The sequence below is a fragment of the Photobacterium profundum genome (genome assembly GCF_003026285.1).
Lineage (GTDB): Bacteria > Pseudomonadota > Gammaproteobacteria > Enterobacterales > Vibrionaceae > Photobacterium > Photobacterium profundum.
Genome location: NZ_PYOD01000001.1, coordinates 943,942 through 967,234 on the forward strand (window position 1 = coordinate 943,942; position 23,293 = coordinate 967,234).

Annotated in this window: 26 protein-coding genes; 8 read left to right on the top strand and 18 right to left on the bottom strand. The window is 42.2% G+C overall.

Annotated elements, in window-relative coordinates; genetic code table 11:
* Nucleotides 1–20 precede the first annotated feature (20 nt).
* Nucleotides 21–416, top strand: a complete 396-nt coding sequence (locus C9J48_RS04160; RefSeq protein ID WP_006230904.1) for an MAPEG family protein — start codon at nt 21–23, stop codon at nt 414–416.
* Between the two features lie 67 nt (nt 417–483).
* Nucleotides 484–945 (top strand): hypothetical protein, encoded by a 462-nt coding sequence (locus tag C9J48_RS04165; RefSeq protein ID WP_006230903.1) that lies wholly within the window; start codon nt 484–486, stop codon nt 943–945.
* Nucleotides 946–1,065: 120 nt separating this feature from the next.
* Here C9J48_RS04165 and C9J48_RS04170 read toward each other — a convergent pair whose 3' ends face one another.
* The 8 genes from C9J48_RS04170 to C9J48_RS04205 all read right to left on the bottom strand — a co-directional run bounded on the left by C9J48_RS04170 (nt 1,066) and on the right by C9J48_RS04205 (nt 6,778).
* Nucleotides 1,066–1,536 carry a helix-turn-helix domain-containing protein gene (locus C9J48_RS04170; RefSeq protein WP_131541642.1) on the bottom strand — a complete coding sequence of 157 codons (471 nt, stop codon included), beginning with the start codon at nt 1,534–1,536 and terminating at the stop codon, nt 1,066–1,068.
* Nucleotides 1,537–2,114: 578 nt separating this feature from the next.
* Nucleotides 2,115–2,513 (bottom strand): antA/AntB antirepressor family protein, encoded by a 399-nt coding sequence (locus tag C9J48_RS04175; protein ID WP_006230901.1) that lies wholly within the window; start codon nt 2,511–2,513, stop codon nt 2,115–2,117.
* 83 nt (nt 2,514–2,596) lie between these two features.
* Nucleotides 2,597–3,004, bottom strand: a complete 408-nt coding sequence (locus tag C9J48_RS04180) for a hypothetical protein (RefSeq protein WP_006230900.1) — start codon at nt 3,002–3,004, stop codon at nt 2,597–2,599.
* On the bottom strand, nt 3,004–3,681 hold the full coding sequence (locus tag C9J48_RS04185; protein ID WP_006230899.1) for a hypothetical protein: 678 nt from the start codon (nt 3,679–3,681) through the stop codon (nt 3,004–3,006). The genes C9J48_RS04180 and C9J48_RS04185 overlap by 1 nt, the downstream gene beginning before the upstream one ends.
* A complete protein-coding gene (locus C9J48_RS04190) occupies nt 3,678–4,463 on the bottom strand; it encodes a hypothetical protein (protein WP_131541641.1) in 786 nt (261 codons plus the stop codon). Before C9J48_RS04190 ends, C9J48_RS04185 begins: the two co-directional genes overlap by 4 nt.
* A 17-nt stretch (nt 4,464–4,480) precedes the next feature.
* The gene (locus tag C9J48_RS04195) at nt 4,481–4,834 is read right to left on the bottom strand and encodes a hypothetical protein (RefSeq protein WP_006230897.1); all 354 of its coding nucleotides are present in this window, start codon (nt 4,832–4,834) and stop codon (nt 4,481–4,483) included.
* 6 nt (nt 4,835–4,840) lie between these two features.
* The gene (locus C9J48_RS04200) at nt 4,841–5,032 is read right to left on the bottom strand and encodes a hypothetical protein (protein WP_006230896.1); all 192 of its coding nucleotides are present in this window, start codon (nt 5,030–5,032) and stop codon (nt 4,841–4,843) included.
* Nucleotides 5,033–5,857: 825 nt separating this feature from the next.
* Complete coding sequence (locus tag C9J48_RS04205; RefSeq protein WP_131541640.1) at nt 5,858–6,778, bottom strand: hypothetical protein; 921 nt, start codon at nt 6,776–6,778, stop codon at nt 5,858–5,860.
* Nucleotides 6,779–7,006: 228 nt separating this feature from the next.
* On the opposite strand from C9J48_RS04205, the gene C9J48_RS27805 reads away from it, so the two are divergent.
* Nucleotides 7,007–7,150 (top strand): hypothetical protein, encoded by a 144-nt coding sequence (locus C9J48_RS27805; protein ID WP_006230894.1) that lies wholly within the window; start codon nt 7,007–7,009, stop codon nt 7,148–7,150.
* Nucleotides 7,151–7,709: 559 nt separating this feature from the next.
* On the opposite strand, the gene C9J48_RS04210 is transcribed toward C9J48_RS27805, so the two are convergent.
* From C9J48_RS04210 to C9J48_RS04220, 3 genes are all read right to left on the bottom strand, one after another.
* Entirely contained in the window at nt 7,710–8,204 is a 495-nt protein-coding gene (locus C9J48_RS04210; RefSeq protein WP_006230893.1) for a helix-turn-helix domain-containing protein, read from the bottom strand.
* A gap of 432 nt (nt 8,205–8,636) precedes the next feature.
* Nucleotides 8,637–9,764 (bottom strand): recombinase family protein, encoded by a 1,128-nt coding sequence (locus tag C9J48_RS04215; RefSeq protein WP_006230891.1) that lies wholly within the window; start codon nt 9,762–9,764, stop codon nt 8,637–8,639.
* Between the two features lie 360 nt (nt 9,765–10,124).
* Entirely contained in the window at nt 10,125–10,997 is an 873-nt protein-coding gene (locus C9J48_RS04220; protein WP_006230890.1) for a hypothetical protein, read from the bottom strand.
* Nucleotides 10,998–11,612: 615 nt separating this feature from the next.
* Here C9J48_RS04220 and C9J48_RS04225 point away from each other — a divergent pair.
* Nucleotides 11,613–12,059, top strand: a complete 447-nt coding sequence (locus C9J48_RS04225) for a hypothetical protein (RefSeq protein ID WP_006230889.1) — start codon at nt 11,613–11,615, stop codon at nt 12,057–12,059.
* Between the two features lie 493 nt (nt 12,060–12,552).
* On the opposite strand, the gene C9J48_RS04230 is transcribed toward C9J48_RS04225, so the two are convergent.
* Both C9J48_RS04230 and C9J48_RS27725 read right to left on the bottom strand, forming a co-directional pair.
* The gene (locus tag C9J48_RS04230) at nt 12,553–14,382 is read right to left on the bottom strand and encodes a recombinase family protein (protein WP_006230888.1); all 1,830 of its coding nucleotides are present in this window, start codon (nt 14,380–14,382) and stop codon (nt 12,553–12,555) included.
* 82 nt (nt 14,383–14,464) lie between these two features.
* On the bottom strand, nt 14,465–14,716 hold the full coding sequence (locus C9J48_RS27725) for a hypothetical protein (RefSeq protein ID WP_131541639.1): 252 nt from the start codon (nt 14,714–14,716) through the stop codon (nt 14,465–14,467).
* On the opposite strand from C9J48_RS27725, the gene C9J48_RS04235 reads away from it, so the two are divergent.
* Genes C9J48_RS04235 through C9J48_RS04250 form a run of 4 tightly spaced genes read left to right on the top strand, consistent with a single transcriptional unit; the run spans nt 14,710 to nt 17,116 of the window.
* Nucleotides 14,710–15,078 (top strand): ArsC family reductase, encoded by a 369-nt coding sequence (locus C9J48_RS04235; protein WP_006230886.1) that lies wholly within the window; start codon nt 14,710–14,712, stop codon nt 15,076–15,078. The genes C9J48_RS27725 and C9J48_RS04235 overlap by 7 nt on opposite strands.
* A gap of 14 nt (nt 15,079–15,092) precedes the next feature.
* On the top strand, nt 15,093–16,226 hold the full coding sequence (gene dapE / locus C9J48_RS04240; protein ID WP_006230885.1) for a succinyl-diaminopimelate desuccinylase: 1,134 nt from the start codon (nt 15,093–15,095) through the stop codon (nt 16,224–16,226).
* Nucleotides 16,223–16,915 (top strand): M15 family metallopeptidase, encoded by a 693-nt coding sequence (locus C9J48_RS04245; protein WP_006230884.1) that lies wholly within the window; start codon nt 16,223–16,225, stop codon nt 16,913–16,915. Before dapE ends, C9J48_RS04245 begins: the two co-directional genes overlap by 4 nt.
* A complete protein-coding gene (locus C9J48_RS04250; protein ID WP_006230883.1) occupies nt 16,916–17,116 on the top strand; it encodes a DUF2897 family protein in 201 nt (66 codons plus the stop codon).
* Between the two features lie 70 nt (nt 17,117–17,186).
* Here C9J48_RS04250 and C9J48_RS04255 read toward each other — a convergent pair whose 3' ends face one another.
* The 5 genes from C9J48_RS04255 to crl form a co-directional block, all read right to left on the bottom strand.
* Nucleotides 17,187–18,080, bottom strand: coding sequence for a hypothetical protein (locus C9J48_RS04255; protein ID WP_006230882.1), 894 nt, complete (start codon nt 18,078–18,080; stop codon nt 17,187–17,189).
* 152 nt (nt 18,081–18,232) lie between these two features.
* A complete protein-coding gene (locus tag C9J48_RS04260; RefSeq protein ID WP_036803453.1) occupies nt 18,233–19,750 on the bottom strand; it encodes a winged helix-turn-helix domain-containing protein in 1,518 nt (505 codons plus the stop codon).
* 334 nt (nt 19,751–20,084) lie between these two features.
* Nucleotides 20,085–21,341, bottom strand: coding sequence for a glutamate-5-semialdehyde dehydrogenase (locus C9J48_RS04265; RefSeq protein ID WP_006230880.1), 1,257 nt, complete (start codon nt 21,339–21,341; stop codon nt 20,085–20,087).
* 89 nt (nt 21,342–21,430) lie between these two features.
* Entirely contained in the window at nt 21,431–22,567 is a 1,137-nt protein-coding gene (proB, locus tag C9J48_RS04270; protein WP_036803451.1) for a glutamate 5-kinase, read from the bottom strand.
* Between the two features lie 301 nt (nt 22,568–22,868).
* On the bottom strand, nt 22,869–23,270 hold the full coding sequence (gene crl, locus C9J48_RS04275; protein ID WP_006230878.1) for a sigma factor-binding protein Crl: 402 nt from the start codon (nt 23,268–23,270) through the stop codon (nt 22,869–22,871).
* Nucleotides 23,271–23,293: the final 23 nt, after the last annotated feature.

Consider the following 23,293-nt stretch of genomic DNA (forward strand, 5'->3'; position numbering starts at 1 on the left):
TCTTGTTCAAAGGAATCATCATGACACCTGCTTTCTGGTGCATTATTATCTCGATCATTGTTAACTATCTTTGGGCTGGATTAGGAGGCTGGCTAACGATAAAACAAACGGGTAGATTCGATATTAACCAACCTCGAGTTCAAGAACGTGAATTGACGGGAACCGCAGCTCGAATGAAATCAGCGCAAGCGAACGGCTGGGAAATCATTCCTGTTTTTGCTATTTGTATTTTTATTGCCCACTTTGCTGGAGTGCCCGAAGAACAAGCCGCCCTGCCCGCTTACCTATTTGTAGCAACTCGCCTACTTTATATTCTTTGTTATGCATTCAAATTGAGCCCTTGGCGTTCGTTAATCTTCTTCACCAATATCATTGCGTGTGGTTGGCTTATTAAAATGGCTATTGCCTTTAGTTGATAAGTAGCAGCCAGACACTATCAATAGTAATATCAGTGCTTTTTATACCGACTACTAAGGTCATATTATGAGCGGTGCACAAAAGTTACTTAAAGCCACACAAGATGCAATCAAACAGAAACCAGTATTACTTGATGTATTAACTGAAAAAGAAAGGCAAAGCATTCATCAAGCCTTTACCAATGGAACACCGCTAGAACTTAATGCCGCATCGTTATTAATCATTTTTCAAGCTCCGCAGCGTTTAATCGAAGACGAACTAATACTGGCAAACGGTGTGTTGTCTGTCTATTCATGGCAAAACGAAAACAATGCAATCAGCCTCTTTACCTATTTCGATGAAACTCGCTGTCTCGTCACAATAGAAAATAACGCTATTATCGCTCAGCCAGTCACTCTAGATTCTGAAATCAGTGGGGATAGTTTTACACCTTTTACACTCACAGACGGCGAAGCAAAAAAAGTAGAGCATTTCTATCAAGAGTTTCGTCAAGATGCGAATGATGAATGGTTAAACGAATCAAAATAAGTCTGTTTTAAAAAGTGACCGCCATCACCCATTGCGAAGGTTAGCTATTCTCGCTATAAAGGAAAGCTAACAAATAACAAAAGAAAGTCAGCATTATTATGAACACAATCGCCTACGGCATTAAAAACTGCGAGACAGTTTAGATACATGAGCTGTACAAGCATTCCAAAGCTGCTGTAGCTTACCTACTGACTTACACTTCGCATCACGCTGAAGGCCAATCAGGTTAAGTAGCTTATTTGTAAAGCGATAGAAGTTACGACCTAACAGAGCACCACCATCCTTAACACCACGCACCTCACGGCCAATTACTTCTAGCCAATCTTCACGTATGAACATGGCAATAGCACGCTTAACTGTACGTATGTGAAGCCCTAGCTCTTTAGCAATGGCCGTCTGGTTGCGATAGCAAGACCAATCCTTCGACTTATCAGCATGTTTTGCAATGCTAGTCAGGACTTTCTTGTAGTTTTGGTGACGCTTAAAACGCAGGAATGAGAAATCATCGCGTAAAAATGCGACTAACTGAGTGTGTTTATGAAGAGTTTGTAGTGTATTCGCTTGTTTAGTGATCATATGTCTTCTTTTCACTAGAACACCCCGATCTGACTTTGCTACAATCACGCTCTACGCAGGTTTGATCATAGCTTGCGTATCGGTTCTTCCTGCGCTAACAGGTTTTACCGTTCGGATGTACGAGCTGCGTCAACAGTTCATCATCAAGTCTTTGGGTGTTGCTTCCGTCTTATGGCGCACCCGAAGGCGAACCCCAATAGCATCTGATTCTACTTCCCTGCAAAGCCCTATTCCAGACATACCCGTGCTTTACGCACCAATTGATCAAAATCTGATCGAATGCCTTTCTTCTCTTCTTTCAATGCATTAAAAACAAGCATTATTATTGGCTTTTTGAACAGTTCTTATTTAGGTAATTTAATAAGACGGTGTTTATTGGATCTTGCTTTGTTTAATGCTCTATTCTGTATTGTTTTATATGTCTTGTTTATGAGGGGACACTTCACGAGGGGACACTTTAGCTGTACCGAGGTGACACTTTAATTGTTATTTTCAATTTATTCAGCAACTTATCCACATACCCAGAGAGTAAAGGTAGCTGCACATATCTTTCATCCACTATACCGCACACAACGACCCGTATCCGCTATGACCTATAAATTAGGAATACTCAACTTAGACGCTAGAATGAAGAATGAACGAGCTAAAGTACCTGCATCATTCATTGTCATCATAGCGATAGCCTTAGCATCACGAAGAGAAACATAATAACGAGTAATCCACTTGCCGCCTTCACCTGTCATTTCTCGTGTCGGAACAACTACTTTAATGTTGTTCTCATCCACAACACGATTTCGCCACTTATTAAAGTCTTCTGTAATCTCAAGCTCTCCGTGCAAATCACGCAGCTCTACCACGTCTGAGCCGAAAGTTTCCTCTATAGAAAAGCTAGTAAACTTATCGTAAAAGTGTCCGATCAGAACCATATTTTCATCATTGACGTCGATAAGTCGTAAGTCTTTATTGTTAATTTTTAGTTCTGCATTTTTCATTTAAGTCTCTTTTATACAGACGTGCGAAAGCCGACCGGGGCAATTAACGACAGTCATAAGGGATTTAACACGTCTGTATTTATTTAATATTGTTTTGGGGATAGACCAGTAGATAGGTCAGGTTGTGGTGGGGTTGGCTGCGACTTTGTACATTGGCGTTCTGCCATGGTTTCCCATTCAAACGCACACCGAGCATTGAACCAGACATCTTTGTAGACGGCAGGTAGGGAACGGCTAATACCTATCGAGAGGCTGTAATCGCTGTCTTCAGTGTACCCAAGTAAGCGATTAACAAACTCTCTTTCACGTACCGCGTATTTATCAGGGAACAACGCCAGTAGTTTAGTTTCAGTATCGAGGATCGTGTACGTCTTTTCGTAAAGCTCTTTCTTATGCTCACCCCAGTAGGCCGCAATGTAAGACAAGGGAACTGTACGCTCTCGCTGCTCAATCTCGAAAGGTGTTAGAGGTCGTTTATTCCTAGCCAGCATCACGAACCTTTGCAGCTTGCTTTGTACATCTTGGCCTGTGTATCCAATGAACCATAGTTACCGTAGATAAGATCCTCTCCAATGAGGTGCATGTTCCCGCCTTCAGTTACCCATTGATAAAAGTCGTTAACCTGTTCGGGAGACATACCATGCTGTGTCATGCAACGATTACCAGCAGAATAAGACAAGGCATCCATTACGCTGTTAGCTTCTTCAATGACATTATTGGCATCATAGCTATCAGTACTTAAACCAAGTGAGCTATGGATACTGCGCAAGGTGCTCTCGTTAACTTCACCAGTAAGAGCCATATCAATTACTGAAGTTGCCATGCCACGATAACCATCGTCATTACCATTATGTATTGTGCTTAAGATGTCGGTAATCTCGCTATCAACATCGGATATATTATCGCTATGTGAGGCTAGGTTATCTTCAGCTTCACCACCTGCGTCTTCATCCACGTTAGCTTCGGGCTTATTTGGCTCTCGATACCCAGAGTCAATAAGATGTTGTTTCTCTTCCTTAGACATATTCACACCCATAAACGTTACTGGGGAATCATCAGCCATAATATTACAAGGCTCATGACTATTTGGTGTGCTGCTTGAAACCGTAGAGACAACACCTGTTGCGTCTGTTTCATTGCTTAAAGTTACTGAGTAGTACTCGCTCATTTGTATTTAACATCCTGTTCTTGGATCATCTGGTTAACTTGATTCTGTGTGTCAATTTCCATTGCTGAAGTTGCATTGGAGCTAACTATCTTCTTCAAAATCTGCTCCTGCTTAGCTGTATCTTTTAAGACACGCTCTCGTCGTTCGGCTTCTTCTGCTGCCTTCTCAGAATCCCGTTCAATAATCTGCGCCAGCTCTAGATCAAGACACTCAACGTTACACGCAAGCTGCTTCTCCAAGGCCAAAGCTGCACGGCTAATACCTGCTGCAATCTGAGGGGTAAAGACAAAGCCACGCATGTAATTAGAGAAGAGGTACGCGCTGTCTTTATGGCCTAGCGGTGCGTTCATTCCTCGCTTAAGTACGTCAAGACCGCGCTCAATTTCCTGAGTTAAATCTACTGGGTACAATGGGTAAGAGGCTGGGTCTACATCAGGATAATTCTCACTGATAAATGCCATTCCATACGCTCGCCGTTCTTGGTCTGTGGTGAAGACATTGGTGGTATTACAGTGATAGTTTGCGGCTTCTAATGCTGCTGCTCCACGTTCAGCCTTTGCCTTTGCCTTAGCTGCTTCATTATCTCGACGGGCTTGCTCTTCCTTAGCCTTCTCAGCTTCGATTAATGGCTTCGTATATTTAGACAAGGCTGCTAGTTGCTCAGCGTGTTCTGCTGTTTGCTTACGTTCAGCAGCTATGTCTTTCTCTAGTTGTTGGATTAGTTCTTTTTGGGTCATAGGTTTCTTCTTTGCTTCTTCTTTTATTTGTTTTGGTTCTTTCATTTGGAATGTCATTAGGTTTATTTCTCTTCTGTTGTTTCGTTCTGGCATGTACTAACACCAGTCATATTAAGATTTTCCATTAATTCAAAACGTACTCGGTGTCCTTTATCATCTTCTGGGTAGACGGCACGGAAGTATAAATGCTTGGCTTCAGGGCTAATCTTGTACGTTACATTGGGTTCAATGTCGTAACACTTAAGTACAAGGCGATCATTAACCGACTCTACCAAGTGGACGACACAAGGCGCTGTTGAACTTAGTGCTTGGTAGAACGACGTTACCTTTCGGCATACTGAGTATTTCAAACTTCGATTGGCGTCTACTTTGAAGCTGTAGCTAGGGTCTTTATAGATGTAAGGCTTGTTTTCCATTCGTTATTATCCTTGTTCAATTAGTTGGTTAATCGCAAGTGATACCGTTGCGTTCTCGCCGTATCTACGCTTGAACTCTTCACGGTACTCGTCAATCTTCACCAGTGTCTCTGCGCTTAGATTTACTCGCTGTCGTAGTTTTACTTCGCCATTGGTTAACTGGCGGGTCTTGATTGTTAGTGGATTATCTGTGGTCATAAAGTGGGTTCTCTGGTGTACCTTGTTGTAAAAAAATTAGTAATTAAAGATTTGTAACGGGGGTAAGACGGTATTAATAGACGTAGTGATAAGGGAGTACATCTAGACATACCGTCTCTAAATTCATCTGTAATCTTTGGCGAGGACAGATTGAACTCATTTGGTTTGCTGTGGCGAGTAGCTTAAGACACCGCAGGTTCGACGAAGCACAAGGAATGGAAAGAACCTTGGAGCAACCTGCGTCTACGTCCTGCGATGTCTTTGGAATAGTTGGAGTAGGTAGTTGGTCTACGGTACAGTTTTATTATCATCAGGATACCTTCTGACCTTAGCAGGCAACCTAATTACAAACCCGCGCCAACACTGGGCTGAGACGGTGTGGAATATTACGTGGTATGTTGAACATTATTCTGTGGTGTGGAATTGACAGACATACCTGCTTTTAATCCATTTAATTGGGAGGTAGTTAATCTCTGGAGCAACCTAATTAAAAGTGTGATGTACGTATCGTTTACAATATTCTAAATCAGTAGTGCAACCCAATTAAAATCCCCTTGATAATCCACCGCTCCCTGTGAAGAAAAACCCGCTCCTTAGATTCAAGCATGTGATAACACCGTACCTTCATCATTAGACTCATCAAAAAGTAATATCATCCGGTGAGTACCAGTATTTAAGCCCCATCACACCAATATTTAAAATCAATAACTTACCAAGGTACTCTGGTAACGTAACCTCTTCGTAAATGAGTACCTTTACAGGAAAGAGCCGATAGCTGCGCAGAGAACGCAGCCTGAAGATCACTTTAGTACCAAAGCACACAACTCACGACGAACCAAGGCTGGCCGCTAGATTATTCAAGTTAGCCTTAAGCTCATCCCGAACACGCTTACGCATCAAAGATTCACGAGTAGACATAGCTCGAATCTCTCGCTTATCACTCTTAGTCAATCCAGCGATAGGTACAGCACCACTTTGACCTTTAGCTTTATGTCTAACATATCGCTGCTGGTACTCAAGCAAGGTTTCCGCCTTAGCCTTTATTCCCGTTCTTTTATCTGTCTTACCATCCTGCTCAAACTGCTTACTTAAGACATAGAACTCCTTATCACTCTGGTGCTCAATACCTCGCATGATGTCGATAAAGATTGCAGCTATAGGCTTGATTGTCCGGTAGCCGTGGAAGCCATAGTCAGATCCCATACGGCTTCTAGTCAGGTTCTTATAGACAAAGTACAGCTCACGTCTTGCTGTCCAGTTCCAGCCTTCACGCTTTCGCAGGTAATGGCACAAGCTCCAGACTCCCATGAAGAGCTCTAAGGCTCCTTGCTCGCCCACTCTTCCCACTATGGACGAGATAATAATTCTTGCCTGTTTCTCTGGTGATAACGGTTTAACGTTCTTCCAAGATTCAGGTATGGGTGTGTTCTCGTGGATGTTCTTTAGTGTTTCCGTGTGCTTAAACAGTATGTTCTTGTACGTTTTCGCCCAGTAAACACCTGCATTGAAGTAAGCCTTATGCGTTTTCGTCGTCCACTTGTTAGGGTTTTTATGTGCAGGGTCTCCATGTGTAACTAAATGAAGCCCATGCTTGGTACAAAGATTACTTCTCACCCTTCCTTTCTTGTCTTTACGCTTAGGTTCAAAGCAATCGAAGACGGTACATATAAACTCACTCCCGTCGGTGTTCTGGTGGCTCTTTTCATATCTATCGAGAGCATCACCAAAGTGCATTGGTTTGCTCACGTCTATCTTGGTGTCAGTCATAGTTATTCTTAGTTTTAGTTAGTTGTTTAGACAGGGGGATTTCGTGTTAAAATATCTTTAGTGCGCATTGGTAGCACGGAAGAGTGGTTTGCGAATCTCGTTTTAATTGTTAACACTGTAATCATCAGCACAACAGCAATTGATCTTTACCGCACATTTAAAAACCACTTCGGAGTTCGAATCTCCACAGACAAGAAGGAACAGCTTATGAATCTAAAATGTCTTAAAGCAACGTTTATTCGTTTCATCGACAGCCTATGGTTCCGCTTACCTCTCTTTCTGCTAGGTGTGGGCGTTGCCTTCGTGCCACCAATGCGTATTAACTTATTTATTCTTAAAGCTTTTCCTTAAGAACGATTCTAATTCTTCTTAAGCGATATAAATGCTCACTTTTTACCCTTTCATATATAGCAACCGAGAGACACAGAAATACTCAGCCACAGTTTTATTCTGCGTCTGTTCTTCGGTGTTCTCGGGCATTCTTAGAGTGTTTGCGATAGGCTATACGACGTTCTCAGCACTGTTCTCGCAAAAGACGATACATTATTCGCATCTTTCTTAAGTGTTATCACAATGCTTTACAGAGACTGTCCGAGGGCGTAATTTTGAAGTGGAATCTAGGGCTGATTACTTTGATAAAGCACTAGGCAAAGACAAGATAGACAAAGGGTTATAAATTAGTCTCCGGCTCAACCTGAGATTAAGTTGAATAAGACCAAAGCTATTACTCCCTTTCTGTCTTCCCATTAAAAACCCCTCTTTGTTAGATGGTTTGTTGTAATGGTTTGTTCTATGGTTTGTTGGTGTGCATCTGGTGCACCACCCTAGTGAATCTGGTGCACTACCTCTAGTGAACGTAATGCACTAGCTGGTGAATCTGGTGCACAGGCTGGTGAACGACATGCACCAGCTAAAAGTCTCCATCATCGCAACTCAAAGCAGGAATCTTGGCTGTCTTTGTCTCCTGCCGTATCTTAACCTGAGTTAAATCCAACTTATTCATGTCTAGCTTGTACTCATTGGCCTTACCGCTTATCTGTGATCCTTTCTTGTAAGTAAGCCATGTCTTCTCTACTAGGGACTTGATAGCCTTCTTTGCTGTTCTATCAGCTATTCCAGCTTCCTTACTGATACGAGCATAAGACGGGAAGCAGACGCCATGCTTATCCATACGTGAATAGAGCGTCCACAGTACAAGCCGTTCTATTCCTGTTAGGTCTGATACTGTCATAGCGTCTCTTAAGGGAGCCATGAGATCGAAGTGGGTAGTTCTGGGCTTCTTCTTAATAGCGCTTGAATTACTGTGCGGTCTTGGGCTACTGCTTTTATTGTGCATTTTGGATGGGCTGAAAGGTTTAAAGCCTCCCTTTGGTCTTGGTTCATAATCGTAGTCGTAATCTTGCATTGGTAGGTCTCTGATTGGTCTGTTGTGGCATTGGAATTAGCCACGGAAGGAAAGACAGTCGTTTTATTGGTTCTTGACGTGTTTTATGTACAAAAAAGACGGAGCATTGCACTCCGCCTGGTCAAACATGTGAAGCCTTACTTTTCTACTTGCCCTGTTGCTTCAGGTTCCATGCAAAGGTAAAGATATCTTCCTCTGCAACTAAATAGTCAGTACCTTCCAACGTGACAACGTATAAGGCCTCGTGTATCTTCGTAAATCGCATGTCTATATCGCTCAGAATTTTCATGTAGGCGGCTTTAGTTGGTAGCTTTTGCCGCTATAGACGTCCTTAGTTGGTAGCTTTGGACGTCACTCTCTATCTTCTCAATACCGCCTCAATTGGTAGTTAAGGCATGTACTGCGTGTCTTTCGTTGTATCCGGTTCTCTATTTATTCCACTAACTCTCCTTTTCTCTGTTTAGCCTGTAACAGTTCGACCATCGTTGTGCAGTCTGTTGTCTGTGCGATGTAGTTCCGTAAACACTGTGCCTTCAGTTTCTCTCTACGCTTAAGCCAGCGAGACAAAGCACTGCGTAAAGTAGTGTGAGGTATAGGTTTACCGTTCTTCATAAGTTCATTACTCAAGTCACGAGAAGCATCACTAATATTGTTCCCGTGCTGCTGTATACGTGTGTCTATCAACCATTCGTGACCATCCAGCCATGACTTAATTACTGCCTTCTCTTGTCTACCAGAAGACTTACCTTCAGCCTTTCTACGTGCATGAGCTGCTGTAGCCCTCTCACTCCTACGCTTTGCTTCCTGTTGAGCCACAAAACCAGCACCAACAATCTGAAAGAAGATCGCAGGGTCTTCAATTGTACTCTTATCTATTGCTGCATCTGAGTAGGTAAGGTGCACCGTGATACCGCGATCATGTGCAAGTTCATCCAGAAGTCCCATAATCTGCATAGGACGACTACGACCAAGACGGGATACCTCAGTAATGACAAGATGATCGCCTGCTTGCATCTGGTTAAGTAATCCTGACAGTGCACGGTCTTCCATCTGCGTCTTACTACCTGACACCGCCTCAGTAACAACGGAATCCATAGTCATGCCAGCGTTAACTACGTACTCTTCGATGCTGTTGAGTTGTGTCTTACTCTCCTGTCTATTTCCATCAGAGATACGTACATAACCAAAGACACGACCACAGCTCTCCAGCATTGCTTCAACCTCGACATTCTGTTCCGCCGTTAACTCTTGTACCTGTGCGAAATTCTCTTCGATAGACACCATGCAACCATCAGCCTTAGTGACAACCCATTCGTTATCGTTGTAATCAGAATCCGTCAGCACTTCTAACAGGAAACCAGTACGAGCATGTAGCTTTGCGTGAGCCTTCAGCTTCAATACCTCTTCCACTTCACTTAGCACGACCTTGTTATCAGTCATGGTCTTAACCGCTTCCACTGCTGCACGTAGCTCCTTTGTCATTACAGCCTTGCTTCGACTATCTCCCTTCTGTGAATTGAAGACGTCTAATAGATTCTGGGCTGCTTCGATGTAGGTCATGGTGTCTATTCCAATATTGCTTAAAGATTAACCACACGGTTTGTTGTGTGCTTTGATGTCTTCTAGACTGCACGATATGGTATGAACTAGACAAGTAAAACAATGTGATTTAATGTAAACACTAGACCACACGGCAATACACACATAGCTTCAGCCCTTGGTATCACTGGCTTTACTGCTGTCTAGCCGTGGCTTACAGTAATCCGTCATTGGCCTAGCTATATATATGTGAGGCTTGCTTACTACTATCTTCTCTTAGAACTGACTAATCTGGAGGGGTACACGGGGGGTGAAGAGGTACAGAAGCATATAGATATCTGTATTTGGGCACGAGCTATATTTCGGATTGGGGGGAAAGGATTAAGCTGCTTTATCTTCCAGTTGTGCCTTCCGGCCTCGGCAGAAGTCTGCGGTTAAGGCAATATGCCAACCGTACTTAGACACACGGTAACGCAAGGTTGCTTCATGTATTCCAAGTTCCTCTGCTTTCTGCTTATAAATATTTCTACTCCTTGTATGAGTATTTAACTTCTTACTCATAGCATCCTCCACAGATAATCCCATTTTATCTATTCGACTTGATAAGGTTGTTGGATTTAAACCTGCGTATTCCGCTAAATCACACAAACGCCACCGTTCACCTTTGTAGTCAATATAACGTTGTGCTCGATTATTCGTAGCTTGATGCTTTGGACTTGCCCAACGAGTATTCTGCGGAGTGTAGCCTTTGTCATTATCAACACGATCTAAAGACCAAGATTCCTTTGGCTTCTCTCCCATATCTTTAACAAAAGCCTCAAATGACTCACGCCATCGGAGACAAACAGTGATACCTCGCTCTCCATAGTACTCATAACTTGGGTTGTCAGGGTTATGGCATCGTTGAATCATATTAAGCCATGTTCCATAAAGAGGGTGTTTGCAATATCCGTGCTTATACGCAGGGTGTTTACCTTCCATACAGTGCTTAATCCAAGCCCCTCTCTTACGACAAGGTAAGGTAAAGTTAGACTGTTGCTTCTCTGCTACTGTCTTACATGAAATCTTCACATGCTCACCACTAGTGATGCGCTTAGCCACTTTTTTTTGGTACTTCTCTTTGTCGCGTTTGGCCTCACACTGTTTACATCTAGCTCGATGCCGTGTTTTATTATGGTTGTCTTTACCGTTCTTATGGAATTCATTTACAGGTTTACGCGCCTTGCATTTACTGCATTGCTTATGTGTTGTCATTTTGTTCTCTTTGGATGGATTAATTGAAATGGTTTTGGCTATCGAATGACGGCCGTGGATGGTTCGACTAAATCTTTGCTGTTACTCATATTATTTTTCAGCTAATTAATTTCATTCCCTACTTACCAGCAAAATTTTGCCATATAGTAATGCACTAGTTCTAGTAAGAAATCCTCGCAATACACCACCAAGTGCATACCCAATGGGGTAAACAAAGGATTGAATGGAAAGAAGCAGAGCAAGATCAGACTATGAAACAAAAACAGTAAAAGTTATTTCATATAAGTTAATTTTACATTCAAAACAAAAAACACATGCACTAATGGGATTAAAATACTTACAAGTAGGTTAGTGCGAATGTTAACGTATGCATTATCGTATGCATTAAATCACATCTAATTTAAGTGTTAATCGTGTAAGGTAAGTTACATACCACGGAAAGCTAACTTACACCTTGGTAAGGAACGAAACTATCAATACGCAAGTTTCAGAACATCTCGACACCATACTTGATTATTGTTATGAGTAAATTAAATGAGAGAAAGCGTGAGAGTAAGGTTGCAAACCAATATGCAATAGGAGTAAGATTACGAATATTAAATCAGGAGTCGTAATATGTTTGATTCACTAGAATTTAAAAAGGTCACTACGACAGGGCGAGCTACATCGAATGACCCTGTGAGCATCACTCATAGCTTCAAGACAAAGAAGAACGAGATAATGTTCAGGTTAAGCCGTGATGTTATGGACAAATGTGATTTTAAATATCATGACAAAGTTCATATCCTATTCGCAGCAGACGATACTGTTTGTCGGATCATAAAGTCGGATCAAGCTGGAGCAGTAACATTAAGCCAGCAGATCAAAGGCAATGAAAACTCTGCGGGTTTAGTTCGTTTGACCTATAAATCGTCTCTTCCAAACTTTCTAGAAAAAGAGAGTAAAGATAAGATTCTCGATAGAGTTAGATATGTACACGAAGATGATAAAATTCAGTATGACAGTGGCGCTGTGACATTCCAGCTCAAACTTGTTGATACTGATGTAAAAGAAGAGAAATAAAAAAAGGCACCCCTAATGGAACGCCTTTTTCTAAGTCGTAAGATGATACGTCTGTTAATGTAGGTAGTGGAATACCGACTAGAGCACACTTACTAATTTGTATATTCGCAATAATAGTAACTGCTCACACAGACAAAATCAATCTTACTGTTTGTCAACACCCAAAATATGGGAGGGGCTTCTATGCCTTCAATTAGTAAGACAGGTTGTGCGTCTAAATTAGATCTACGCAATCCTATGTGTCAATGTGTGGGACGTCAGTTATGCCTTTGGTGTCCTTGTGCTTCAAATAACAGCAAACTAGGAGGATTCCAACATGACTGATAAAAAATACCCTTACGTAGAAGATGGTTATGTCTATTGCGCTCGTTTTAAACATTGGCGTTCAGGGGAATATGTTTATCCGAAGAAAGCCAAGTGTTTCCGGTTTAAAATCGGCAAGTAACTAGGACAAGACCCGTTTAACGCGGGTCTTGCCTTATCTAATCTTAAGTTACTCATTCATGTATCCAGCAATTACACCTTCCAGTAAACCAAGCCTTGTTAGTTCTTCAGCTCTTTCTGTCTTTTCCTTTAGCCTTCGCTTTGCTGCTCCTCTAGCTTGCTGTGACCTTTCAACATATGTCTTTAACTCTTTATGTCTTGGCTCAAATTCAAAGAGTAGTTCTGGTTCGTCACTTACTGTACATCCTAGCTCTAGCTCATCATGCACCTTCTCAACCAAGGTTAACGCTACGCCATGTTCAAGACCTTCCTGAAACTGTAGCTCTAAGACCTCCTGACCATAATGATCAACAAATACCATGACACCTTGGGCATGCGAGTAACACCAGAATAGATGGATAGAAGAAAAGATATTGCGCAGCTCTGCATTGAAGTCCAATCTCTTAGCAGCAATTGTCCTGACATCTCCCATATCCAAAGTAGACAAGACTTTTTCCAACTTAATCACACGTTCAAGCCTAACAGCTCTATCTTCTGTCTTAGGAAGAGCCTGTGTTCTTACGTCTTCAATCTGCTCTCTTATACCTATAATCTCAGCTTCAAGAGCAGCAGCTCGGCTAACAAAAACCTGTACTCCTTGGCCTTGTTCGATTGCAGACACGATATATTCTAAGGCTTCCTGCTTTAATTCGATGTCTCTTTGAAGCTCTGATACATGTTCATTAACCTTCCTAGTCAAATCCAAATCTGTATCACCTCTTGTGTAATGATCCATAAAAAGAGGAAATGCCTGCTTAAAGTGACGTTCAATAACAGAAGAATCCCACTGAAGGTTTAGACACTCACCACCGCCACTACTTGCTCTTGTACAGACAAAGTGGGTACTTGCAGGTGAACCATGTGTCTTTCTTCCTTTCGTAGCTACAGTCATAGGAGAACCGCAGTTCCCACACTTAATTAAAGACGTGAAAAGATTATGAGCACGCCCTTTACTGAATTGACCTGAATGATTATCTCTTTTTCTTATCGTAGACTGCACAGCTTGGAAAGAACTTACACTAACGATAGATGGGTAATAATTATTGATCGGCTCTCCAATCGGAATCCTCTTATCTTCTGAGTTCTTTTGGTGATACTGGAACTCACCTATCGCTGCACGATTTTTAAGTATTGCGGCTATAACAGCAGCTCTCCATTCAACTCCAGTCCTAAACGTTGGTACGCGGGTATCATTTAGTCTTCTCGCAATTGTCTGATAACCAGCACCGCCAGCGCACCACTTAAACATAAGCCTTACTGCCTCGGCCTTGTCTTCATCAATAACAACTTGCTCACCTTCCCACTTGAGCCAACTTGGTAAACGAGATGCTCTACACACCTTCCCTGTCTGCAATGAATCTTGCCTACGCTTCTCCCAGATAGACTTACCACGCTGACTCTTAATCATGCTCTCGTTATGTGCCCGTTCCATGTAGATAATGGACTTCATTAAGCGCATTACATCCATTTCACCACGTTTATACATTTCACCATCATGTAAAGTAACTACAACGATTCCCGCTCTAACTAAAGACTGTAACTGGTGCAAAGCCTCTTCAGGCTCAGTCCTGCTTAATCTGTCATGGTTCTCTACAAGTAAATAAGCACCCTTTGGTATCTGGCCGTCCTGTACAAGAGTAAGAAAATCGCCCAAAGCACCATTTTGTACATTCCGACCTTTGAATGCAGATATACCAAAGTCATTGAAGGCATCTTCCTGCAAAGATAAGTCTTTTTCCTCTGCGTACTTCCTTGCAGCTTCCATCTGACGTCTATAGCTATCGCCCTTCGCCTGTCTTGGTGTGGAGAATCGCAAGTATGAGTAAGCTATTTTTTTCATGTAGTGTCTATTCCATAAGTAAGGTCGTGGATATTACTCACGAGCCAATCCATGTCGAGCTTTTGACTACAAATCGAACCATTCAGACCGTACTATTTACATGGTGAATCCATGCCTCATCGTCATATATAACCTCAGTATCAAACAGTGCTGTAACGTCACTGTTAAATACATCCACGTTACCCAGATCACACTCTTGCGTCTGGTCTTGGGATAAGTCAGTATTAGGAGAATAACTAGATAGAGAAAGAGACAGCGTTTCAGCAGCCAGCTCATCGGCATTTTGCTTATAACAGACTGTCTTACCAGTAGATTCAGAGGAATAACATGACAACGATTGTTTACGGTTTATCACCCCGCGTGTGCGACACCATTAAAAAAATGAAAAAATGGCTAGAAGCAGAAAGCATTGATTACACCTTCCATGACTACCGAGTTGATGGTCTAGATCAAGCTATGTTAGAAAAATTTGAATCTCAATTAGGTTGGGAAGCAATGGTCAATAAGCGTGGAACCACCTTCCGCCAGCTAACTGACGAACAAAAAGCCAGCCTAAACCAAGAAACCGCGATTAGCTTAATGTTGGAATCACCAGCAATGATCAAGCGACCATTGCTTGTTCATAACGATAGCTATTACCTCGGTTTCAAACCAGCACAATATCAAGAAATTTTTCAGCAACTACTCTCTAAGTAATAAAGGAAACAAGGATGTCAGACAGCCCGGTAATCGCATTAGCGAAAGACCTTATGAGCCGCAATTCCGTAACACCAGAAGATGCTGGTTGCCAAGACGTGATGATTGCACGTCTAGAAAAACTCGGTTTTGTCATTGAAACGATGGTGTTCGATGATACAACTAATTTATGGGCACGCCGTGGTACACAGGCACCACTGTTTGTCTTTGCAGGTCACACCGATGTGGTTCCTGCTGGTCCATTAGAGCAGTGGCATACCCCACCGTTTGAGCCAACGATCATTGATGGCTATTTACACGGTCGTGGTGCAGCAGACATGAAAGGATCATTGGCTTGCATGATCGTTTCTATCGAACGCTTTCTTACCGAGCATCCCGATCATGCAGGTTCAATTGCTCTGTTGATTACCTCAGATGAAGAAGGACCATTCATCAATGGTACAACCCGTGTTATTGATACCCTTGAAGCACGTAACGAAAAAATTGATATGTGTATTGTGGGTGAACCATCAAGTACGCATGCAGTGGGTGATGTGGTTAAAAATGGTCGTCGTGGCTCAATCACTGGCGATCTTACGGTTAAAGGTATTCAAGGGCACGTTGCTTACCCACACCTTGCAGATAACCCTGTTCACAAAGCGTTACCCGCATTAGCTGAACTGGCCGCGACCACGTGGGATAACGGCAATACTTACTTCCCAGCCACCAGCTTTCAAATTGCTAACTTAGCGTCAGGAACTGGGGCATCGAATGTGATTCCTGGTAAGTTTGATGTGCAGTTTAATTTTCGTTTCAGCACAGAATTAACCGATGGTGAAATAAAACGCCGCGTTCACTCTATTCTAGATGCACACGGTCTAAACTATGATCTGAAATGGACACTCAGCGGTCATCCATTCTTAACGGATGAAGGCACATTGGTTGAAGCTGTCGTTGCTGCGGTCGAAGACGTGAATCACACCAAACCAGCACTGCTGACAACAGGTGGCACCTCTGACGGTCGCTTTATTGCTAGAACAGGCGCACAGGTTGTCGAGCTGGGCCCTGTTAACGCGACAATCCATAAAGTAAATGAGTGTGTGAAAGCTGCCGATCTGGAAAAGCTCACGGATATGTACCAAAAGGTCTTAGAAAAATCACTAATATGATCACAACATCCGCCCAGCAACTAACTGCTGGGCAACTCACGGGTCAAAATACTGATCACTTAGTGAGCCATCAACAACACCTTCTGCATAAAGATATGCAGCCAGCTTTTGCGGCCTTACAACAGGCTGCACAGCTCGCAGGGTTTGATTTGCAACTAGCTAGTGCTTTTCGTCCTTTTGAACGCCAATTACTCATATGGAATAATAAATTTAACGGTTTAAGACCTTTGCTTGATAGCAATAGCCAACCATTAGATGCGAGTGTGTTATCTGAATTAGATAAAATTGAAGCTATTTTACGCTGGTCTGCGTTACCTGGTGCGAGCCGACACCACTGGGGAACCGATGTCGATGTCTATGCTAAAAACTGTTTACCTGCAAATACCTCACTACAGCTAGAACCATGGGAATACCAAGCCAACGGACATCAAGCTGAACTTAATCAATGGCTAAGTGCACATATGGGTAAGTATGGCTTTTACTTACCTTACGCTGAAGATAAAGGTGGCGTTGCCCTAGAGCCTTGGCACGTCAGTTATCACCCAATAAGCCAGACCTTACAGCAACAACTTACGCTTGATCTGCTTTACCACACACTTAGTGAAAATGACGTAGCAGGAAAGTCGCAGATCCTTAAAAACCTTGATAGTCTTTATACAAGGTTCATCACTAATATTTGTGAGGTCTAAATGGAATGGTTACTCAACCCTTGGGTCATTACCGTTGTCATACTGAGTGTCGTTGTTAGCAATATTATGGCGTTGAAATACACGGCCAACATGAAGTTTGGTGATCGAGACAAAATTAAATACCTCAAAGAAAAGCACGATAAAGAACAAGCACTGCAAGATGAAGATAATAAGAAAAACAGTAACGATACTAGCAACTAGCAAAAGACAACCCACACAAAAAAGGCTTTGGTGTACTTCCCAAAGCCTTTTTATATCTGCAGTTTAGCGTTTACTCTTTTTCAATTGTGGTTATTGTGGCTATTTCTTCATTGATTTGAATTTGTTCTACTTTCTGTAGCTCAATTTGCTCAATAAGACCCAAGCTCGGGTTAAACCAACGCTCAGCAGACGTTGCAAACTCCATAGAGTCCATATCTTCGCAGTTCACATAGTAAATATTGTCTTCTTTCAGGTAAGCCGCTTCGATAGTTTCGTTTGATACCGTGAAGGTTTTGCGTACGCCAGTTTCACCCACCAGCTGTTGCCAAGCCACATTACAAGAAGCAGTATCCGGCAATCCTTGAACCCAATCGTGCTCTTCGAAATCCTCAAGCATGCTCTTTACGGATGTACCTGCTAACGTTAGTTTTAGCGAAACAGTATTCTCGCTGATATCAATATTCGGGCTCTTTTCTTTAACATCTGCACCATTCAAGCGGAAAACTGGGCTGCTATGCATCAACATCGGAATCAAGCGGCTATCTAATAAATAAGCATCCGTAACTTCATGTAGGGTACCGTCTGTACCTGCAAAGTAGAGTGTGTTGTCTACTTCACCATCATCTTGTACTTCATCTGAGTAGTAGAACTGCTGAACACCATAATTGACCAAGTCGTTGACAATGTTGATAACGTCTTCGCTGCCAGGTTCTTGTTCCAATGCCGCCAACATTTGTTCACTGTCGAGCGATTGGAAACTCAACTTCATCTCACCTTCATGTTGGCCGTCAATGCTAAACGTGTAGTTCAGTTTAGTTGCGGAGCTTGGTGCAAACTCAGAGTTTTGAATCGGGTAATTAAAAGTACTACCAGTATCTTTACCTGAGCCAGAAGAAGAAGAACCACCACCACAGCCATAAAGTGCAATTGTTACTGCTGCGATAAGCGTCATTTTTTTTAGCATAGCTTTACATTCCTTATCAAGAAAACCCAAAAAGTCGGGCTATTGTTCGAATGCCGGCATGCTAATTTTTGTGACTAAAAAGGGCAAAAAACAAAAGATAATAAAAGATAATAAAAGAAAACAAAAGCTTAATTTTATATTTATATCTTTGTTTATATTGGTTTTATATCTCGATCTACGTTAGTACAGTATTCTTCGATAAGCGCTTTCCAGCGCATGACAATATCTTTATCTTTCATACTCACACGCAATGTTTTCCACGGTTGTAAACAGGTTTCTTTAGATTCAGGCTGAGACAAACGATTGAACAGCGCTTCCGAAGGCATCACGCGCAGCAGCGCGACTAAAGATTCCATGTAGTTGAGACGAAACTGATCGAGTTTGTTCTGCTTATAGGCGATATGAGAAACGAACGTGTAGATCAACGCATTTTGAATGAGTGAATCGCCAGCCGGTGTCGTCAGCAGAGTTTTCGCTTTATCGAGGTTACCGATTTTGTAATACAAGATACCTAACCACAAACTCAATTCATCTGGCAGTACATCGAATACAGACTGAGCTTGGTTAAGGAAGTTTTCTAGTTTGGTTTTGTCTTGTTCATACAGCACAAGATGTCTGGCAATAGTGATTGCCGCAAATTCATCCGCTTGCTCTAGAGGCTCGCTAGGGAAATTGTCATCAATCAGCATCTTTTCATGCGTATCTGACAGTATCCAAACGTTTTTAGATAGTTCTGGCAAATTGAAGTATTGCGTAACATCAGTATGAATTTGGAACAGGTCACTTTGTAGGTGAGATAGACGTAATACATATTGATTGCGGAAGGCCAGTTTCCCCGTTGCTGGGTAAATCAGATTTATCTGCGCTTTAAGGATATTTTTCTCAGGGCCATCTTTCAGTTCAATATTGAGTTCGTAGTCACTCGTCTGCATGTTGCGCGCCCCCGGAAAGTAGGGTGTATCATCAATTGGGTCGAGGAAATAACTTGGAGCATCTTGGTTGGCAATATCGGTATAAGGGTATTCAATTTGTTGTTGAAGCAGTACCGCTTTGATTACTTTACGGTAATGTCTTGCTTGCGATCCAATAGCATCGATACGATTGAGCAGCAGTTCAACTTTTGGAATCAAAAGCTGATTACGAGTTTGTTGAGTTGAGATCTCTTGTTGTTGCCAAACCATGAACCCCAAAGTGATGCTACAAAGCGCTAATAGAGTACATAGTCCATAGGCGAAACGAACTCGCAAACTGTTTGGCTGGGTCATGTCTGATTGTACTATTCCAGCTTTGCGCTTCTTTGTTTTTTCAGGTGGCAATAAACAAATATTGGCAGGGTTAAGGAAGTAACCTTTACGTGGATAAGTGACAAGCAATTTAGCAGCATCGTGCTCAGGTGAATGTAGCTGTAATAGAGAGCGTAACGTGCTGATGCGATTAGTCAGAACATTCTTCGAGATGAATTTGCTTTGCCACACTGTTTCGATGATCGTGTTAACGGAAAGAGGCTGACCAACACTGGTCAGCAGCAATTCCAATAGCTCAATGGTGCGAGGCTCAAGATCTATCGTTATCGACGCCTTATGAAGAGTTTGAGTCTCTGGGTTATAGATAAGCTCGCCAATAGCAATACAGCTATTTGTTTGTTTTGCTTGTAACAGAAAGTCGCGCATACCATAACAATCATTTGGAAATGGTGAAATATTATATATTTGTTGAAGCATAAAATCTTATAAATTACGCTCCAATCATTACAGCTAGATTATGAAGCATAAGTCATATGATAGCGGAGTCATCTAAATTAGCCTAACCAAAAAGAGAAAGTGCCAAACTTTAAAGGATAGAAATATAATGCCCCTTTGTGTGGCAACAAAGGATCACTGCATAATATTGAAATGAAGTTAAAAAATCCCCAGCTTTTAAACTGAGGATTTCTGTATAATAGTCAGGCCAGTGGCAACTTTTTTATATGAGTAAAACCATTCTAGCTTGGTATAAGCATTACGTTTATGGGCGTACTAAGTAGTCAGCCTGACCTACCCACTTGTAACTTGTTAGCTCTTCTAAGCCCATAGGGCCACGTGCATGCAGCTTCTGAGTAGATACAGCAACCTCGGCACCTAAACCAAACTGCGCACCGTCTGTAAAGCGTGTAGATGCATTCACATACACAGCAGCAGAGCCTGCAGCATTAACGAAACGTTCAGCAGATTGAATATCGTTAGTCAAAATCGCATCAGAGTGGCTCGCGTTATGTTTACGCATGTGGGCAATAGCTTCTGCAACATCGGCAACCACTTTTACGCCTAACGTGAAACTTAACCATTCAGTATCAAAATCACCGTCTGCAACATGGCGCAATGCCGCCGCTTTTCCTTCAAGGAAAGAATACGCCGCATCGTCAGCAACAAATTCAACGTTACTTTTGTTTAAACGCTCTGCTAAACGAGGTAAAAAAGTCTCTGCCACTTTTTCGCTCACCAACAACGTATCCAATGCATTACACGCTGATGGGCGCTGCGCTTTGGCATTTTCAACCACATCAATTGAACGAGATATATCCGCAGAATGATCAACGTAAACATGGCTAATACCAAAGCCACCGATAATCACAGGAATGGTGCTGTTTTCTTTACACATTTTATGCAAGCCAGCACCACCACGTGGAATAATCATATCAACGTACTGATCAAGGCGCAGTAACTGCGATACTAACTCACGATCCGGTTTGTCGATGTACTGAACCGATGCCGCGGGTAACTCTGCTTTTTTCAATGCGACTTGAATAACTTTCACTAATTCCACATTAGAATGAAATGTTTCACGTCCACCACGTAAAATACTGGCATTACCTGTTTTCAAACACAATGCAGCAATATCAATCGTTACATTTGGGCGGGCTTCGTAGATAACACCGACAACGCCCAATGGCACACGACGACGGCTTAAACGCATGCCGTTTTCCAATACTCGGCTATCAAGCTCGGCACCCACAGGATCATTCAAGCTGATCACGTTACGGACGTCATTGGCAATGCCGATTAATCTGTCTTCATTCAGTAAAAGACGATCAATCAATGCCTCTGTCATTCCTGATTCACGTGCAGCATTAATATCTTTTGCATTGGCTGCTAAAATAGCGTCTTTGTTTGCCTCTAGCTCATCGGCAATGATCGCTAATGCTTGGTTCTTTTGTGCTGTCGCTACTGTCGCTAATTCGAAAGCCGCTTCTTGAGCCGCTTTGCCCATATGTTCAAGATTCACAATATTTCCTCTTTCATGCCAAGTCATCAATATACGTTACGTTGGTTTAATTACATTACTACTGTAAATAACCACTTTAAATGATGGCTTTAAATAACCACTAGATCATCACGGTGAATAGCAACAGGACCATATTCATAACCCAGCACTTTATAAATATCTTGGCTGTGCTTACCTACAATCATTGCCATATCGCGGCTTGAATAGCGACAAATACCGCGGGCTAACAAAACACCGTTGGTATCGAAAATTCGTGCTACTTCGCCACGTTCAAATGCCCCTTTTACTTCGCTAATACCTTTCGATAGTAAGCTACTGCCTCTTTCCAGTACGGCCTTAGCGGCACCAGTATCAATCACAATATCACCAGCAGGTGGGGGGCCCGCTAAAATCCAACGCTTACGACTTTCTAGTGGTGTATCTAACGGAAGAAAGCGTGTTCCTACCGACTCACCACTGGCTAAATCAGAAATCACATCGGGGCGACTACCCGCTGCAATAATCACTTCAATACCCGCACGACGAGCAACATCTGCGGCTTGTAGTTTAGTTGCCATACCGCCAGTACCTAAACCACCTACGCTACCGCCCGCCAATTTGCGCAGTGTTTCATCAATGGTATGCACTTCGCGAATAAGCTCTGCATCTGGGTTATTACGAGGATCCGCCGTAAATAAACCGGGTTGATCAGTTAATAGCAGCAGCTTATCTGCACCACCTAAAATACCCACCAAAGCAGATAAATTATCATTATCGCCTACTTTTATTTCAGTGGTAGCAACCGCATCGTTTTCATTTACAACTGGAATAATGCCGTTATCTAATAAGGCAATAAGCATATCTCGTGCATTCAAGTAACGTTCACGATCATCGAGATCGGCACGTGTTAGCAGCATCTGACCGACATGAAGACCATAAATGCCAAACAAGCTTTCCCACTCTTGAATCAAACGGCTTTGACCTACAGCAGCAAGTAACTGTTTGCTTGCCATTGTTTTAGGCAGTTCAGGATAACCTAAATGCTCTCGACCAGCTGCAATCGCACCTGATGTCACAATAATCACTTTATGACCATGGCGTCGAAGATAAGCACATTGGCGAACCAACTCAACCATATGAGCACGATCTAGCTTCAAAGTACCACCCGTTAATACACTGGTACCAAGCTTTACAACAATGGTTTGCTTGGGGGGGAGCGTTTGTTTATCCGATAAAGGCGGTGTCATAGACCCTACGTGTTTTTCAACATTCGAAAGATCGCCTTCAAGCTTTAGTGCATTAACATTTAGGTGTTTAGTATCAGCCATGGGAATAAACAAAAAGTAGATAATAAGTGTGCATTTGTTTTATCAATCCCATTGCAAGATCACAAGAGAAATGCAGCAATCATATGAAGAATTAATAAAATAAAATGGGATTCAGCTAAAAATAGAACGAAACAGTCTAAAGTACCGTTAAAATGATAAAGACCTCTTTGTCGCTAACCGCTAACAATGAAGCCTTTTAAGATCGTTTGTTTGTTATTTATTACGCAGAACCAAGTACCGCTTCTTCTAACTCAGCGCTTGCTTGTATATCCAATTGACAATCTTCTTTGACAAACTTAGTCAATTTAACATAAAAATCATCTAGTGTTTTTAGCACAGCTTCAGCATGTTTTGCCGGTAACGAACCTTTAATCCAGTTACCTTTAGCATCATAGCGACCAAAATCGTAACGGTATTCAAAGCCGATATCAGTTGCCGTTAAGACTAACCACCACCCCCAAAACTCGCGCTCTTCAGGAGATTTATTGGCACTAATACAGCTTGCTAAGCAGTCAAAGAAAAACTCACCTTCTTTGGATTGCTGTTTGCGTAAATAAGGTCCAAGCGCCGTCAGTTTCGTCATTAAACGACCATGTGGCGGAAAAATAGTATCAGTAGTCATCGCATATCCCCATCCATAGTATA